Here is a 16,004-nt window from a genome sequence, read left to right on the forward strand (position 1 = left end):
CGCCGCGCACGTCGGCCTGTCCGCCGAGCTTGCCTTCCGTGCCGACCTCGCGCGCCACCCGGGTCACCTCGTCGGCGAACGACGACAGCTGGTCCACCATCGTGTTCACGACGTCCTTGAGCTCAAGGATCTCGCCCTGCGCCACCACGGTGATCTTCTGGGACAGGTCGCCCTTGGCCACGGCCGTCGCGACCTGCGCGATGTTGCGGACCTGTGTGGTGAGGTTGGACGCCATGAAGTTCACATTGTCGGTGAGGTCGCGCCACGTGCCCGCCACACCGCGCACGTCGGCCTGCCCGCCGAGCTTGCCCTCGGTGCCGACCTCGCGGGCCACCCTCGTCACCTCGTCGGCGAACGACGACAGCTGATCCACCATCGTGTTCACCGTGGACTTCAGCTCCAGGATCTCGCCTCGGGCGTCGACCGTGATCTTTTGCGACAGGTCGCCCTTGGCCACGGCCGTGGCCACCTGGGCGATGTTGCGCACCTGAGCCGTCAGGTTGGACGCCATGTAGTTCACCGCGTCGGTGAGGTCTTTCCAGGTGCCGGCAACATTGGGAACTTCAGCCTGACCGCCGAGCTTGCCTTCCGTGCCCACCTCACGGGCCACCCTCGTCACCTGCTCGGCGAACGCGCGCAGCGTGTCGGTGAGCGAGTTGATGGTCAGCGCCAGCTCGGCCACCTCGCCCTTGGCCGACACGGTGATCTTCTGCGACAGGTCGCCATGGGCGATGGCCGTGGTCACCTGGGAGATCGACCGCACCTGATGGGTCAGGTTGGACGCCATGATGTTGACGTTGTCGGTCAGGTCGCGCCACGTGCCCGACACGCCGCGCACGTCGGCCTGTCCGCCGAGCTTGCCCTCGGTGCCGACCTCGCGGGCCACCCGGGTCACCTCGTCGGCGAACGACGACAGCTGGTCGACCATCTTGTTCACGGTCCGGCCGATGGTCAGGAACTCGCCCCGCAGCGGGCGGCCCTCCAGGTCAAGGCTCATGTGCTGGGAGAGGTCGCCCTCGGCCACGGCAACGATCACGCGGGCGATCTCGGTGGTCGGGCGGCCCAGGTCGTCGATGAGGTTGTTCACCGCGCGGGCGCTCTCGGCCCACGACCCGTCGAACGTCTCCTCGTCGAGCCGCTCGGTCATCCGGCCCTCGCGCCCGACGACCCGGCTGATCCGCAACAGCTCCCGACTTCGACGTTCCTCAATGCTCACGACGTCGTTGAAAGCGTCCGCCACCTCGCCGACCAGGCCGGCGCCGCGCGGAAGCCTGACCCGGAAGTTGCCGTCACGGACCTGTCCCAAAGCTTCCGCCAGCTGGCGGAGGATGTCGGTTGTGCCGTTTGGGAGGGTTTCGGCCTGGGTAACACTCATCGGAACTCCCAGCCATGTTGGATGTTGATAGCTCGACAGTAGAGACTGGCACTGTGCCGGGTCACATAGACACGCAAACACACATCCGTCGCGTCCGTCTACCCTCGGGTCACAGCACGCCGGCTGTGGCGCGTGCCTTTGTCCGGACGGCGCTGGTGGAGTCCAGCCTGACAGATGTCATGGAACAGGCGCTCCTGCTGACCGCCGAACTGTCCACCAATGTGGTGAGGCACACGGGCAGCAATCTAGACCTCGAGGTGGCCACCGACTGGCGTGGGGTCACGGTCACCGTCGGCGACCACTCGCCCGGAGGGCTCAACCCGGCACCGCCCGACGAGGGCGGATACGGGCTCGTGCTGGTGGACAGGTTCTCGCACAGCTGGGGTGTGCATCATCACGCCAACGGCAAGGCCGTGTGGTTCCGGCTGGAGACGCAGGACTCGCCCGGGACGCCGCCACTGACCCCAGACTCCGCGCTCGCGGCGGTCGAGGCCCTGCTCAACGTGGATCCGGAGGCCGACCTCGACGAGACCGCCGCGGAATACGCGCACCGCATGCTGGAGCGGCTCGCCGAGTGGCTGCCGGCCGAGTCCGGCGCGGTCCTGCTCGATACGGGCGACGGGCCGACGACGCTGGCAAGCTTCGGTCCGCCCATCGACGAATGGGAGTGGGACGCGGCCCTTCCGCTCACCCGCCCGTGGTCGGGGAGTCTCGTGCTGGGCGTGCCGCAGTCGGCGCACGCGATGGTCCTGACCCGGCTGGCCGCGGAGCGGCTCGGGCTCGCGCTGGAGCGGCAGCGGCTCAAACACACCGACGATCAGCGGCGCACCTGGCTGACGTTCGTCGCCGAGGCAAGCGAGCTGCTCGCCCAGTCGCTCGACCCGGCCCTGACCACCGCGCTCATCCCGCGGCTTGTGGTGCCGCGGCTCGGTTCGTGGTGCGCGGTCTACACGGTTGACGACCCGAGCTCGCCGCAGCTGGCCACGGCCGCGCATTCGGATGAGGCCGAGCTTCCCTCGCTGCTGTCCACCTTGGAAGAGCAGCTCAAGCACCTGGACGTGACCGACTGGCTCACCCCGCTGGCGCCGCCGACGGAGGGATACCTGATCCCGCTCGCAGCCCGCGGTCAGCGGCTGGGCCTGCTCGCCGTCGGGCGGCACGAGGACCACCGGCATCACCCCGACGAGCTGGAGGTGCTAAGCGACCTAGCGCGGCGGGCGGCGCTCGCCATCGACAACGCCCGCATCCACCACGAGCGGCGGCGCATCGCGCACGCGCTGCAGCAGTCGCTGCTGCCGCCCGAGCTGCCCCAGGTGGATGGGCTGGAGCTGGGCGCGCAGTATGTGCCGATCGGCGATGACGTGGACGTGGGCGGCGATTTCTACGACGCGGTGCCCATGTCCGACGGGCGGTGGCTGCTGGTCGTGGGCGACGTTTCGGGCAAGGGCATCCAGGCGGCCAACGTGACCGGCCTTGTGCGGGATGTGATTCGCGTTCTGGTACGGGACGGCCGCCCGCTGGAGTCCATTTTGGACACTCTGAACGAGATGCTGTACGAGCGCGGCGGACGCTACTGCACCCTGGCCCTCGCGGTGGTCGCGCCCTGCCCGGACGGCACCGCACGGCTCACGCTGCATCTGGCCGGGCACGACCAGCCCATCCTCATCAACGACAGCGGCGCGGTGACGGAGGTCGGCGCGGGCGGCACGGCGGTCGGCCTGCTCAAGGAGCTCAGCTCACCGCGCACGTCGCTGGTGCTGCGCCCGGGAGAGTCGATCGTCTTCTACACCGACGGCGTGACCGAGCGGCGCAGGCACGACGAGTTCTTCGGCATCGCGCGGCTGAAGCGGGTTCTCAAAACCCTTTCCGGCTACCCGGCGGAGGTCATAGCGGCCCGCCTCGGCTCAACGGTGCTCGGCTTCTCCAACGAGCCCCCACGCGACGACATCGCCATCCTTGTCCTCCGCAACACACTCTAACCGCGCAGTGGGCGGCGGGTCAGAGGGTGATGATGGATTTGATGTCGGTGTCGGGGTCGGGGTGGGTGAAGGCCTGGGCGAAGTCGTTGAGGGAAATGCGTTGCGTGATAAGGCGGGCGAGCCAGGTGGGGTCTGCCTGGCGGAGGGACTCGGCGGCTGCGGCGAAGTGGCGCAGGTTGGCGTTGACCGAGCCGACGACGGCGTCGTTTTCGAGCACCATCGAGCGGTTGGCCCCGCCCACGTCCACGGAAATCCGGCGCCCGCCAGGCGACACGCCCGTCAGGCACACGATGCCGTACGCGGCCGTGCTCCCGATCGCGTCGATGACCACCTCGGAGACGCCCGTGGCCTCGATCACGATGTCGGGCCGGCCCTTGGCGATGAATGAATCGATCCCGGAAGAGTGATATTCGGCGCCCAGTGCCGCGACGGCGTCAGGCTTCGGGCCGGAGGTCGCGAGGTCGAGCACGTGCACGTCGAGCCCACGCTGCACGCCGAGCATCGCGGCCAGCAAACCGATCGGGCCAGCTCCCGTGACGAGCACCCGCTTGGGGTCGAACCATGAGCGCCTGCCCACCAGTTCGACCTGTTCCCAGGCCTTGGCCACCACCGATGTGGGCTCCATGAGCATGCCGACCTCGCCCAGCGACGGGTCGAGCTTGACCGCATAGGACGGTTCGATCGTCCACAGTTGACTGCCGAACCCGTCCACGTCCTTGATGCCGCGTTCTACGTACAACCCGTTGCGGCACATGTCGAATTCGCCCTGCGCGCACGCCCCGCACGGCACCGGGTCTGGCCGGCGCACGACCCCCGCCACCAGATCGCCCGGCGCGAAGCCACTTTCGGGTGGCGCCTGCACCACCCGTCCGAGTGATTCGTGCCCGAGGATGAGCCTGTCTTTGCCGGGCGGCGCCGAACCGTAATCATTGGCGGCGATCTCGCGATCGGTGCCGCACACGCCGATCGCGATCCCCTGGACCAGCAGTTCTCCGGCCGCCGGCCGTGGGTCTGCGACCTCCCGCACGTCCAGCGAGCCGGCCTTCTTCGGGTCCACCGTCAATGCGAGCACGTCATCAATCCTGCCTGACCAGGCGGCGCCGTGTGGTCAAATCAGTCCGTCCGCCGCCAGATCCACGTGCCCATCGCGAGCAGCACGAAGGACAGCACGGGGGTGAGCAGGCCGCGGATCGGCCAGGTGTCGGCGATCAGGATCGAGAGCAGGAAGCCCATGATGATCGCCGGAACCAGCAACAGCGCCATCGCCCGTTCCGTCGTTGGCTGTTCCATGCGATTCATCGTATCGAAGTAGCTCATTTCCCACAGCGCGGCGCGCGAGTAACCTGACCCAGGTGAAGCCGCTGCGTTTTGAACTCGTGGTCGATCGACCCGTCGACCAGGTGTTCGCCTATGTGACTGACAGTCGCAACAATGTGGAATGGTTTCGCGGAGTCCGCGCGGTGCGAGTGCTGTCTCTTGTGGACCACGGGGTCGGTGCCGAATATGAGCAGGACAATCTGCTGTTCGGCTGGCGCTTTACGGCCCGGATGCGCGTCACGGAATATGTCCCCCCGGCGCGCCTCAGTCTTCTGTCGACAGTGTCGGCTACGCCATACACGGCAACATTCACCTTCCAGTCAATCGACGCCGGTCAAAGCACCCGCATGGTGCTCGACACCAAGGTCGTGGGCGCGTCGGTGTATCGCTACATGGGCCGCTGGTTTTTCCCGCTGCTGCACCGGGCGGTCACCAAACGCCTGCACCTGCTGCGCGACATCCTGGAGGGGCAACGCACGCCGATCCGGCACGCCTCCACCGGGTCACGGTCACCGTCACGACGCCGGCTGGTCGAGCCAGGAGCGGTGCGCTCGGGGCCGGCGGCCGGGTGGTTGGGCCGGCCGGGGGAGCAGTGGCCGGCGCCGGATCAGCGTCTCGACGGCGGGCTCGGCGGTGCTGACCGTGACGGTCCTTCCGTTGTGGCGTAGGGAGAGTGTGGCGTCGGGCCCATCGGGCCCGTCGTGCAGGGTGTAGGTCACTCGCTGCGGGTCGATGTCGACCCCAAGGCGCATCCCGCGCCACCGCACGGTGAAGGCGAGCCGGTGGATTCCCACGGGCAGCTGCGGTGCCAGGCACAGCACGCCGTCGCGGTGGCGCAGGCCACCGAAGCCTGCGACCAGCGCGGTCCAGACGCCGGCGAGCGAGGCGATGTGCAGCCCGTCGCCGCTGTTGTGGTCGATGTCGAGCAGGTCGATCTGCGCCGCCTCATAGGTGTAGTCGTAGGCGAGCCCGAGATGCCCGACCTCGGCGGCGGTGACGGCCTGGATCGCGGCCGACAGCGAGGAGTCGCGGACGGTGCGCCGCTCGTAGTAGTCGACGTTGCGTGCCTTGTCGTCGTCGTCGAACAGGTGGCCGAACCAATACTGCGCCAGCAGGAGGTCGGCCTGTTTGACGACCTGCTTGCGGTACAGGTCGAAGTAGGGTGCGTGCAGCAGCAGCGGGTACTTTTCGCGCGACGCGTCGAAGTCCCACTCGGGCAGCCGGGTGAACCCTTCGCTCTGCTGGTGCACGCGCAGCCGGCCGTCGTAGGGGACGTGGACGGCCTCGGCCGCGGCGCGCCAGGCCGCGATCTCGGCGGGGGTGATACCGAGATCGCGGGCCCGATCGGGGTGCCGCTGTGCGGCATCGGCCGCATCGCGCAGGTTGTGCGCCGCGGCCAGATTGGTGAACAGGTTGTCGTTGATGATGGCCGTGTATTCGTCGGGCCCGGTGACGCCGGTGATGTGCCACACGCCGTCGGAGTCGTGGTGCCCCAGCGACATCCACAGCCGGGAGGTCTCGGCCAGCAGCTCCAGACCCGCCTCCGCCTCAAGGGTTTCGTCGCCGGTCACCGCCCGGTACAAGGCCACCGCAGCGGCGATATCGGCGTTGACATGGAATGCCGCGGTACCGGCGGGCCAGTACCCGGAGCACTCCTGGCCCCGGATGGTCCGCCAGGGAAACGCGGCCCCGCGCAGCCCGAGCGCCGCCGCCCGCTCCCGCGCCAGGTCCAAAGTGGAGTGTCGCCAGCGCAGGGCGTCGGCTACCGTGTGCGGCTGCACGAAGACGAGCATCGGCAGCAGATATGCCTCGGTGTCCCAGAACGTGTGCCCGTCATAGCCGGGACCGGTGAGCCCCTTGGCGGGCAGGCACCGCCGCTCGGCTCGCGCGGCCGCCTGCAGCACGTGGAACAGCGCGAACCGCACCGACTGCTGCAGCTGCGGATCGCCCTCGACGACCACGTCCGCACCGGCCCAATAATCGTCCAAATAGGACCGTTGCTCGGCGCGCAGGCCGTCGAAACCGGTGTGCCTGGCCCGGGTCAGCGCGGCCGCGACCTGGTCGCACAGCGCGGACTCCGAGCGCAGGCCCGACCAGCCGTAGGCCAGCAGCTTCACGAGCCGCAGGCGTTGTCCGGGCGCGAGCGTGCACACGAACGTGGTTCGCGCCCAGTGGTCGGCAGAGGAGGTGTCCACGTTGACCGGGCCGGGCGCTTCGACCAGATGGTTCATGCTGGCGGCCATGAGCAGCCCGCTCACCCGTGTCCGGTGCACCAGCGTGGCGCCGTCGTCGCGCACCTCCTGGGCGATCGCGTCGAGCGGGTGGTCCAGCGCGGCGGCCACCCTCGGATCGCCGGAACGGGTGGGCGTTGGCTCGTTGGCCACCAGCTCGGACTGCACGACCAGCCGTACCGGCCCGTCCACCGCCTCGACCGAGTATTCGATCGCGGCGATCGCCCGCTGCGTGAGCGACACCAGCCGGGTCGAGCGCACGCGGACCCGGTGCCCGGCGGGGGACTCCCAGTCGGCGTAGCGGGTCAGGGTACCGGCGCGAAAATCAAGCACGCGTTCATGTTCGAGCAGCCGTCCATATCGGACGTCGAACGGCGAGTCGTTGACCAGCAGGCGGATCAGCTTGCCGTTGGTGACGTTGGCGACCGTCTGGCTGGACTCGGGATAGCCGTAGGCGACCTCCGCGTAGGGCAGCGGCCGCAGTTCGTAGAACGAGTTGAGATAGGTGCCCGGGATGCCGAACGGCTCGCCCTCGTCCAGATTGCCGCGCAACCCGATGTGCCCGTTGGAGAGCGCGAAAACCGACTCGGACCGGGCCAGCCGGTCCAGGTCGAGGCCGTGCTCGCGCACCTGCCACGGCTCGATGGGGAAGTCGCTCATCACGCCTCCAATAGTTCGGCCAGATCGCGCACCACGATGTCGGCACCGTGCTCCCGCAGGGCGTCGGCGTGTCCGTGCCCGACCCGGTCCACCCCGACCACGAACCCGAATCCGCCCGCACGGCCCGCGGCAACCCCCGCGAGCGCGTCCTCGAACACCGCGGCGTGCTCCGGCTCGACCCCCACAAACGAAGCGCCTGCGAGGAACGTGTCGGGCGCGGGCTTGCCCTTCAGGCCGCGCCGCGCGATGGCGATCCCGTCGATCCAGCCCTCGACGAGCCCGGCGAGCCCGGTGATCGCAAGCACCTGCGCGGTGTTGGCGCTGGCCGAAACCACCACGCGGCGCAGCCCGCGATCGCGAGCGGCTTCCAGGTACCGCATAGAACCGGAAAAGACCTCGACCCCGTCGGCGCGGATGCGTCGCAGCAGGGCCTCGTTCTTCCGGTCGGCAAGACCGGTTATCTCCGCCTCGGGCAGCGCGATGCCGCGGCTGGCGAGGAAGTCGCGCACGCCGTCGGCGCGCGGCTTGCCATCGACGTATGTCTCATAGTCGGCCACCGGGTCGAACGCCACGAACGGCTCGCCGGTCCGCCGCGCCCGTTCCCGCAGGAACGCGTCGAACGTCTCCGTCCACGCCCGGTTGTGCACCGCGGCGGTGTCGGTCAGCACCCCATCGAGGTCGAACAGCCCGGCGGTCACGCCCTTGGGCAATCCCAACATGCATCGATCATCGCGCTTCGCGCGGTGCCGGACATCGCGGTCAGCGCCAATCGCGCAATACCTGCCAGCGGTAAATCGACCCAGTGGGTCTGCGGCCAGGCCCGGCCGAGCGCGGGCGCGATGACCGCGAAGGCGCGGTCGGTCAGGTCAGCCGGATCGTCCGCGCCGTCGCTGGCGCTCCACCGCTGCAGGACGGTCCGGCCGTCGCCTGTGGGAGCTGTCGGAGCGCTTGACGGGTGTGCGGTTCAGCGACCGTACACGCCGATGAGGGTGCCGCTGGCCAGCGGTTGAGCCTCCTTGATCGCCTGGTGGAGCTGCCCGGCATCCGGATTGGGCGGCAACTGTACGGCCTCGGCCAGCGCGTGCAGCTGGAAGACGTACCGGTGCGGTGCGTCGCCGACCGGCGGTTGCGGGCCGCCCCAGCCGGTCTCGCCGAAATCATTGGGCCACTGCTGGGCGTTGCCAGGGGCCGCGCCCTCGGAAACCCACTGGGTCTCAGGAGCGATGCCCGACACCAGCCAGTGCAGGAAGGTCCCGCTCGGCGCGTCGGGATCCTCGCACAGCAACAACAATTCCGCGGCGTCGCGTGGCACCTGGGACCACGCGAGCGGTGGGGAGATGTTGCCGCCCAGATGGCTGAACCGGTCCGGGATCCACTCCCGGTCGCCAAACGCCGGACTGGTCAACTGGAGTTCGGTCATACCCTTACCCGTACCCCCGGCGGCTGGATGCCATGCGGTCAGACCCGCGTCAGGCGCTGAGCCGGCAGCTGCTTGCCCTGCCGCGGGCGGTTGGCCCACCCGACCCAATCCGCGTTGATCACGAAGTTGGTGCCGCGCCGCGCCGTCGAACATGGGCGTAATTTCATGATCAACAGGAAGGGGAGGTGGGCGGGAGAGTGGGGGGTAGCAGGGATGTGGGTGAGGGTGAGGGGTGGGAGTGTTGGGGATGTGAGCTTGCGTTGCCTGATCGTGGACGATAGTCCGCACTTCCTGGAGGCCGCCCGTGGTTTGCTCCAGCGGCAGGGCGTCGACGTCGTGGGCGTGGCCGGCACGGGGGCCGAGGCGGTCGCGCTTGCCGAGCGGCTGCGGCCGGATGTGGCCCTGGTCGATGTCGGGCTTGATGGGGAGAGCGGATTTGATGTCGCTGGAAGGCTGGAGGGGACGTCGGCGATCCTGATATCGACGCGGGATCGGGAGGACTTGGCCGATCTGGTCGAGGCGAGCCCGGCCATCGGCTTTCTGTCCAAATCGGACCTTACCGGGGCGGCGATCCGGGGCCTGCTCAGCGCGCCTCAAGGAACGCCAGCACGGCAAGGACCCGCCGGTGGTCGTCGTCCGCCTCAGCCAGGCCGAGCTTCGTGAGGATGCTTCTGACGTGCTTTTCGACGGTACCCTCGGTCACCCACAGCCGGCGGGCGATCCCCGCGTTGGACCGGCCCTCGGCCATGAGGCTGAGCACATCCCGCTCCCGCGCGCTCAACACGTCGAGCGGATCGTCGCGCCGCCGGGCCGAGACGAGCTCCTGCACCAGCGCCGGATCGACCACTGAGCCGCCCTTGGCGACGCGTTCCAGCGTGTCGACGAAGTCCCCCACATCCGTGACCCGGCTTTTGAGGAGGTACCCAACGGCCTGCCCGGTGGCCAGCAGCCGCATCGCGTGCTCGACTTCGGCATACCCGGATAAGACGAGAATGGCCACGTCGGGCAGTTCTTCGCGGATGCGCGACGCGGCCTGCAGCCCCTCGATGGTGTGCGTGGGCGGCATCCGGATATCGACCACCACGAGATCCGGCCGCTGCTGGTGAACCAGGGCCAGCAGCGCCTCCGCGTCGCCCGCCTGACCGGCGACGTCGAACCCGTTGCGCTCCAGCAGGCTGGCCAAACCCGCCCGCAGCAGCACGTCATCGTCGGCGACGACCACCCGCAACCCGGTCATGACAAGCATTATCGACCACCCCCGAGGGCTCGCTACACTGCGGTGATGGGCGGGCTCACCCGGCGCGCGATCATTGCCGGAGCCGCGCTCGCGGTGATCATCGCGGGTGCCTTCGCGGTGCTGCTCTCCTCGATCTCCCAGCTGCGCGAGGCACAGCTGCGGCTGGAGCGCTCGACCCAGGTGCTGGTGTCGGCGAACCGGCTCGAACGGCTGGTCGTCGACATGGAGACGGGCCTGCGCGGGTTTGCGCTCACCGGCGATGAGGACTTCCTCGAACCGTGGCACGCTGCAAGCGCGGTGTTCCCGGGCGAGGCGCAGACCCTTGCGAGCCTGGTGGCCGACGATCCCGCACAGCAGGCCCGGACGCGCGAGATTTCCGACGCCGGCTCGGCATACATGCGCGAATACGCCATCCCGCTGATCGACACGGCCCGCCGCGACCCGGCCGCCGCCCGCACAACCCAGGTCACGCAGGAAGGCAAGCAACGCATCGACGCGCTTCGGGCGGACTTCGATGCCATGGTCGCCACCGAGCAGGCCGCCGCCGACAACCAGCGCCGCAGCGCCAACGAGTACGCCATGCGCGCCACAGCGGCCGGGATTGCCGGGCTCGCCGGGTCGCTGCTCCTCATCGCCGCCTACACCGGATATGTGACCCGGGCGGTCGTCGCGCCGGTGCGCCGCGTTGCCGGTGCCGCGCAACGGCTCGCCGCGGGCGACCTCGGCGCGCGAGTGGCCGGCCGTGGCGTGGGCGAGGTCGGGGTACTGAAAAACAGCTTCAACACGATGGCCGCCACACTGGCCCGCAACTCCGACGAGCTCGCCGCCTCCCGGCAGCGCATCGTCACCGCCGCCGACCAGGCGCGGCGGCGTATCGAACGCGACCTGCACGACGGCATCCAGCAGCGGTTGGTCGCGTTCGTGCTCGACACGCGGGCGGCGCGCGAGATGGTGTCGCAGGAGGACCGGCCGGAGCTGGCGGGCCAGCTCGACCGGCTCACGGCCGGGCTCGGCGAGGCGGTCAACGAGCTGCGGGAGATCTCGCGCGGCATCCACCCGGCGATCCTTTCCGAGGCCGGGCTTGCCGTGGCGCTCAAGGCATTGGGCCGGCGCAGCCCGGTGCCGGTCGAGCTGGACCTCGACGTTGCGGGCCGCCTGCCGGAGCCGGTCGAGGTGTGCGCGTACTACGTCGTGTCCGAGGCGCTCGCCAACGCGGCCAAGCACGCGCAGGCGTCCTTCGTGACGATCCGGGCGCATGCCCGGGATGGGTTGCTGCGTCTGGAAATCAGCGATGATGGTGTGGGCGGCGCGGCCTCCGGCAGGGGCTCCGGCCTTGTCGGGCTGACCGACCGGGTCGAGGCGCTCGGCGGCACGGTGACCGTCACGAGCCCGCCCGGCGAAGGCACGACCCTGGCCGCCGACCTGCCCATCGCCGCCAATTGACCTCTTCGGGCCACCCTCTTCGGGCCACCCTCTTCGGGCTGGCCTCTTTGGGTTGACCACTTCCGGTGGCCTCTTCGGGTCGGCCGCTCGGGTCGGCCGCTCGGGTCGCCTTTCTCGGGCGACCCCCTCCGGTCGATCATGAAGTTAGTGTCACGACACGTCGTCGAGCATCGACGTAAGTTCATGATCGACGCGAGAGGGGTGGGCTGCGTGGCAGAGTTTTACTGCTAGCTGGTAGGTGGGTTGGTGGGTGGCCGGGGAGACCGATGGCTATGCAAACGCTGATGCTGAAGCCTATGGACCTCGCGATTCGAACCACACGTGTCGTGGCCGCGCCACCGCCTGCCGCACGCCGGACCGGCCCGAGCTGGCTGAAGATCTTCTTCGGCGGGCTGGCCCTGTGGCTGGCGACCGTCGGTGTCACGTTTGCCACCGGCAACGTCAACCTCGTGCCCACCATCATTCTCGTGGGCAGCTTCCTGGTGCCCGTGACCTTTGTGGCGTACGCGTTCCGGCACGCCGACGAGGTCGTGACCGCGCAGCGCATCTTCGCCGCGTTCATCTACGGCGGCGTGCTCGGCATCCTGGGAGCGTCCATTTTGGAGGCTGCGCTGCTCGCTCACGTCTCCGGCGTGGCATACGTCGCCATCGGGCTCATCGAGGAGGCCGTCAAGCTCGGCGCGCTGTGGCTGCTGGCCCGGCGGCTGCCCTACTACACCAGGCGCGACGGCATGGTGCTCGGCGCGGCGGTGGGCTTCGGCTTCGCCGCGTTCGAAAGCGCCGGGTACGCGTTCAACGCCATGTTCACCAAGAGCGGCCTGTCGCTGCTCAACCTGGCCGAAACCGAAGCGCTGCGCGGGATCCTGACCCCGTTCGGCCACGGACTGTGGACGGCCCTGCTGGGCGGCGCGCTGTTCGCCACGGCCGCCTACACGAAAAAGCCGCGGTTGTTCAGCGGGGAAGTTTTCATCTGGTACCTCGTCGTGGCCGCGCTGCATGCGCTGTGGGACGCGTCGCAGCCGGTCGCGGTGTGGCTCATGCTGGTGCTCACCGGAACGACCGCGCAGTGGACGATGGTCCGGCTGGGTGAACTGCCCGGTGTAACACAGGCGCAGCTTGACCTGTTCACGGTGCTCTACTGGGGTCTGCTGGCCACGGTCGGGCTCGTCGGTCTGGTCCTGGTCCTCGTGCGCTGGCGACTGGCCAGACAACGTTGATTCCTCGCGCCGGCTGGGTAACCCGATGGCATGACCAACGCCAAGAGTGAAGCCGACCGGGAGCTCGAAAAAGAGGAACGCCGCGACGGCGGGCCCAGCGAGACACCAGGGATGATGACGACAACGGGGGGCAAGGCGGGCACGTCGATGCGCGTCAAGCCCGGACGCAAGAACCCGGGCAAGACCGCCCCGACCACCACGGGCGACGCCGGCAGCGGCGGCATGAACCCGCCCACCAGCGGCACCACCAGTTCGAACAGCAGCGGTGGCTAGCCGGTTTCGCCGCACAACGTATCGGGAATGCGGCCACCGGTGAAACCTGTCCCACGATTGTGGCACTGCTGGCGGGATGTTTTAGGTGCCCCAGGCGGGTGCAGGCTTGGGGCTTCGCCGGCGGAGCAGAGCGGAGTGCCACGGGGAAGGGCCCTTGCCGCCTACCCCGTTTCGGGCGCGGCAAACAGCCGAACGTGAGCAATTTCCGCCGGCGTTATCGACCGCGCTTGGCCGTTTGTCTTCGGTCGCGCCGGGTACCCCATGCGATAGGCGAACATTCCGTTCGCCCGCCTATAAGAGGAGGCGACGACATGGGTATTGGCGCCAGCATCTTCATGATAGTGGCCGGTGCGATCCTCACGTTCGCCCTCAACCTGGAGGTCGGCGGGGTCGACCTGGACATTGTCGGCTGGATCCTCATGGTCGGTGGTGTCATCGGACTGATTTTCACCGCGCTGATCTGGGGGCCGCGCCATCGTTCCGTGGCCACCCGTGAACCGACCGAATACCGGCGGGTCGAGGAACGCTCAGACCTGTAGTGAGATACACCTCCTGCTGGCCGCCGGGCGCGAGCCGTGCCCGGCGGCCAGCAACATGTTGGCATGCAGAGGAAAAATGAAGCTCGCGATTCTTCTTGCCATCGTCGCGGCCGTGCTGGCCGCGTGCGCCCGCGCCGACAGGCCGCCGGTGACCTACGCGCCGCTGGTGCACCCGTTCAAGGGCGCGAACCTGTTCCACGACATCGAAACGGCGGCCGCCGCATGGGCACGGGCCAACGGCGACCCCGATTGGGTCAAGCCGATAACCGATACACCGCAGGCCATTTGGCTCACTGCCCCGCGTGACCTCGACCGGCTGCCCGCTGTGATCCGCGCCGCGGCAAGCCAACGGGCGCTTCTGGTGTTGGTCACGTATTACGTGCCCAACCGGGATTGCGCGGGCGCCGCGAGTGGGGCACCGGACCCAGACTCCTATCTGGCCTGGATCGACCGGCTGGCGGACACGCTCGGTACCAACAAGGCAGTCATCATCATGGAACCGGATGCCATCGCGGCCGACTGCTACACCGACGCTCGGGCACAGCTGTTGCGCGAGGCGACCTACCGGCTGGCGCGCGCCGGCCACCACCTGTATCTCGACGCCGGGCACCCGAAATGGCGGCAGCCCGGCCAGGCCGCAGAACGCCTCATCGCCTCCGGAATCCAAGCGGCGCAAGGCTTCACCGTCAACGTGTCCAACCGGCAGACCACCGCCGACAGCGACGTCTGGGCACGCGAGGTGTCCAAAATGACCGGCGACCGCGAGTTCCTCATCGACACCAGCCGCAACGGGCTCGGCCCACCCCCGGGAGACGAGTGGTGCAACCCGGCGCGACAGGGCCTCGGCGAACGCCCGACGACCGACCCGGGCACGGGCGCGGCTGCGCACCTGTGGGTCAAACGTCCGGGCGAGTCCGACGGGCATTGCGGCGGCGAGAGCACCTTCGGCTTCTCGCCACGTCAGGCCGCCACGCTCATCGCGAACGCTCAATGGGTACCAGAAAATCTCCGTCGGCGGGCCGGGAACGAGAGGGCATGACGGCGTGGCTGGTCGGGTGGAAGGTTAGACCATACTGGTTTGCCATGGACTTAGCTGAGTACCAGCGGGGCGCCCTGCGTACCGCCGCTCCACGTGACAAGAGGAACGAGCTGCTCCATCTGGTGCTCGGGCTTGTCGGCGAGTCGGGGGAGATCGCGGAGAAGTTCAAGAAGTGGGTCCGCGACCTCGACAGCGACGAGTCGCGGATCGACCGGGCCGACATCGCCAAGGAACTCGGCGACGTGCTCTGGTATGTGGCGGTCCTCGCCGACTACCTCGACCTGTCGCTGGACGACATCGCGACGGCCAACCTGGCCAAGCTGGCCAGCCGCCAGGGCCGTGGCGTGCTGAGCGGCAGCGGCGACAACCGCTGAGCCAGGGTGGCCTAGCCCATAGTTGAAAACGGTTGTCATTATGTATTAGGGTGATCTTCGGCCGGCTGGCGTGTGGAAGGGACCCTGATGACGATAAACGGGATCGCATGGCAGGAAAGCTGGGACCGCCAGCAGGAGGCCTACATGCCCGACCGTGAGCACCGTTTCACCGCGATGCTCGACGTCGTCGAGTCCATCAACGACGGCCGTCCGCCGGTCATCCTTGACCTGGCAGGGGGGACCGGATCGATCTCCCTGCGGGCACTGCGGCGCTTTCCGCACGCCCATGCCACGCTGCTCGACCTCGATCCGGCTGTCTCGGCCATCGCCCGCGCAAGCCTTGACCCCGAACGATCCACGATCGTGGCGGCCAACCTGCTCAGTCCACAATGGAGCGAATCGTTGCCGCGTCACGACTACGACGCGGTGCTTACCGCGACCGCGCTGCACTGGATCGCCCCGGATCGGCTCACCGCGCTCTACGCCGAAATTCGCGACGTGCTGCGCCCCGGCGGAGTCTTCATCAACGCCGACCACATGCCCGACGACGGCCTGCCCGAGCTGAGCAGCCGTGTCGCCGCCTGGGAGCAGGCCCGGCGGGAGGCCCGCTGGGCCGCGGGCGCGGTGCTTTCATGGGCGGCCTGGTGGGAGCATGCCGCCAAGGATGCACAGCTCGGACCGCTGGTCCGCGAGCGCGAGAAGATCTTCGCGGTGCGGCACTCGGCCGAGTCCTACCCGCCGGCCTCGTGGCACCTGCAAACCCTGCGGTCGGCCGGTTTCGCGGAGGTCGGCCTGGTGTGGCGTGGCGGGCAGGACGCGGCCGTGGCCGCCGTCCGACAGGATGGCGCGGATCGGACATAAAGCCTGCCTGCCGTTGATACATCTACGTGGGTACATTGT

Annotated in this window: 17 protein-coding genes and 1 pseudogene; 10 read left to right on the top strand and 8 right to left on the bottom strand. The window is 68.8% G+C overall.

Annotated elements, in window-relative coordinates; all coding sequences use genetic code 11:
* The coding region (locus tag DM816_RS06235) for a HAMP domain-containing protein (RefSeq protein WP_117209182.1) at positions 1-1,375 on the bottom strand (1,375 nt) is incomplete at its 3' end.
* 14 nt (positions 1,376-1,389) lie between these two features.
* On the opposite strand from DM816_RS06235, the gene DM816_RS06240 reads away from it, so the two are divergent.
* On the top strand, positions 1,390-3,354 hold the full coding sequence (locus DM816_RS06240; protein ID WP_117209183.1) for a SpoIIE family protein phosphatase: 1,965 nt from the start codon (positions 1,390-1,392) through the stop codon (positions 3,352-3,354).
* Between the two features lie 19 nt (positions 3,355-3,373).
* On the opposite strand, the gene DM816_RS06245 is transcribed toward DM816_RS06240, so the two are convergent.
* A complete protein-coding gene (locus DM816_RS06245; protein ID WP_117209184.1) occupies positions 3,374-4,426 on the bottom strand; it encodes a glucose 1-dehydrogenase in 1,053 nt (350 codons plus the stop codon).
* 41 nt (positions 4,427-4,467) lie between these two features.
* Positions 4,468-4,644, bottom strand: coding sequence for a hypothetical protein (locus DM816_RS42250; protein WP_162907167.1), 177 nt, complete (start codon positions 4,642-4,644; stop codon positions 4,468-4,470).
* An 86-nt stretch (positions 4,645-4,730) separates the two neighbouring features.
* Between DM816_RS42250 and DM816_RS44230 the strand changes: the two are divergent.
* Positions 4,731-5,090: pseudogene (locus DM816_RS44230) on the top strand (SRPBCC family protein); the annotation flags it as partial.
* A gap of 96 nt (positions 5,091-5,186) precedes the next feature.
* Here the strand turns inward: DM816_RS44230 and DM816_RS06255 are convergent.
* From DM816_RS06255 to DM816_RS45175, 4 genes are all read right to left on the bottom strand, one after another.
* Entirely contained in the window at positions 5,187-7,562 is a 2,376-nt protein-coding gene (locus DM816_RS06255) for a glycoside hydrolase family 65 protein (protein ID WP_117209186.1), read from the bottom strand.
* On the bottom strand, positions 7,562-8,281 hold the full coding sequence (locus tag DM816_RS06260) for a beta-phosphoglucomutase family hydrolase (protein WP_117209187.1): 720 nt from the start codon (positions 8,279-8,281) through the stop codon (positions 7,562-7,564). The genes DM816_RS06255 and DM816_RS06260 overlap by 1 nt, the downstream gene beginning before the upstream one ends.
* Positions 8,282-8,526: 245 nt before the next feature.
* A complete protein-coding gene (locus tag DM816_RS06270; protein ID WP_117209188.1) occupies positions 8,527-8,982 on the bottom strand; it encodes a YbhB/YbcL family Raf kinase inhibitor-like protein in 456 nt (151 codons plus the stop codon).
* Between the two features lie 38 nt (positions 8,983-9,020).
* Positions 9,021-9,149, bottom strand: coding sequence for a hypothetical protein (locus DM816_RS45175; RefSeq protein WP_281274299.1), 129 nt, complete (start codon positions 9,147-9,149; stop codon positions 9,021-9,023).
* Between the two features lie 103 nt (positions 9,150-9,252).
* Here DM816_RS45175 and DM816_RS06275 point away from each other — a divergent pair, with 103 nt between their 5' ends.
* Complete coding sequence (locus DM816_RS06275; protein ID WP_246001643.1) at positions 9,253-9,645, top strand: response regulator; 393 nt, start codon at positions 9,253-9,255, stop codon at positions 9,643-9,645.
* Here the strand turns inward: DM816_RS06275 and DM816_RS06280 are convergent.
* On the bottom strand, positions 9,566-10,210 hold the full coding sequence (locus DM816_RS06280; RefSeq protein WP_211588569.1) for a response regulator: 645 nt from the start codon (positions 10,208-10,210) through the stop codon (positions 9,566-9,568). The two genes, DM816_RS06275 and DM816_RS06280, sit on opposite strands and share 80 nt — an antisense overlap.
* A 54-nt stretch (positions 10,211-10,264) precedes the next feature.
* Between DM816_RS06280 and DM816_RS06285 the strand changes: the two genes are divergently transcribed.
* The 7 genes from DM816_RS06285 (at position 10,265) to DM816_RS06315 (ending at position 15,965) form a co-directional block, all read left to right on the top strand.
* Complete coding sequence (locus DM816_RS06285) at positions 10,265-11,662, top strand: CHASE3 domain-containing protein (protein ID WP_117209189.1); 1,398 nt, start codon at positions 10,265-10,267, stop codon at positions 11,660-11,662.
* Between the two features lie 296 nt (positions 11,663-11,958).
* Positions 11,959-12,879 (top strand): PrsW family intramembrane metalloprotease, encoded by a 921-nt coding sequence (locus DM816_RS06290; protein WP_117209218.1) that lies wholly within the window; start codon positions 11,959-11,961, stop codon positions 12,877-12,879.
* Between the two features lie 30 nt (positions 12,880-12,909).
* Positions 12,910-13,152 (top strand): hypothetical protein, encoded by a 243-nt coding sequence (locus tag DM816_RS06295; RefSeq protein WP_117209190.1) that lies wholly within the window; start codon positions 12,910-12,912, stop codon positions 13,150-13,152.
* A gap of 311 nt (positions 13,153-13,463) precedes the next feature.
* Positions 13,464-13,691, top strand: a complete 228-nt coding sequence (locus DM816_RS06300; RefSeq protein WP_117209191.1) for a DUF6458 family protein — start codon at positions 13,464-13,466, stop codon at positions 13,689-13,691.
* A 76-nt stretch (positions 13,692-13,767) separates the two neighbouring features.
* Positions 13,768-14,730: a glycoside hydrolase family 6 protein gene (locus DM816_RS06305; protein WP_162907169.1), complete on the top strand. Its 963-nt coding sequence runs from the start codon at positions 13,768-13,770 to the stop codon at positions 14,728-14,730.
* 44 nt (positions 14,731-14,774) lie between these two features.
* On the top strand, positions 14,775-15,104 hold the full coding sequence (locus DM816_RS06310) for a nucleoside triphosphate pyrophosphohydrolase family protein (protein ID WP_117209193.1): 330 nt from the start codon (positions 14,775-14,777) through the stop codon (positions 15,102-15,104).
* Between the two features lie 87 nt (positions 15,105-15,191).
* On the top strand, positions 15,192-15,965 hold the full coding sequence (locus DM816_RS06315) for a class I SAM-dependent methyltransferase (protein WP_117209194.1): 774 nt from the start codon (positions 15,192-15,194) through the stop codon (positions 15,963-15,965).
* Positions 15,966-16,004 lie beyond the last annotated feature (39 nt).

Origin of the sequence: Allorhizocola rhizosphaerae (assembly GCF_003426775.1) — a bacterium.
GTDB classification, from domain to species: Bacteria; Actinomycetota; Actinomycetes; order Mycobacteriales; family Micromonosporaceae; genus Allorhizocola; species Allorhizocola rhizosphaerae.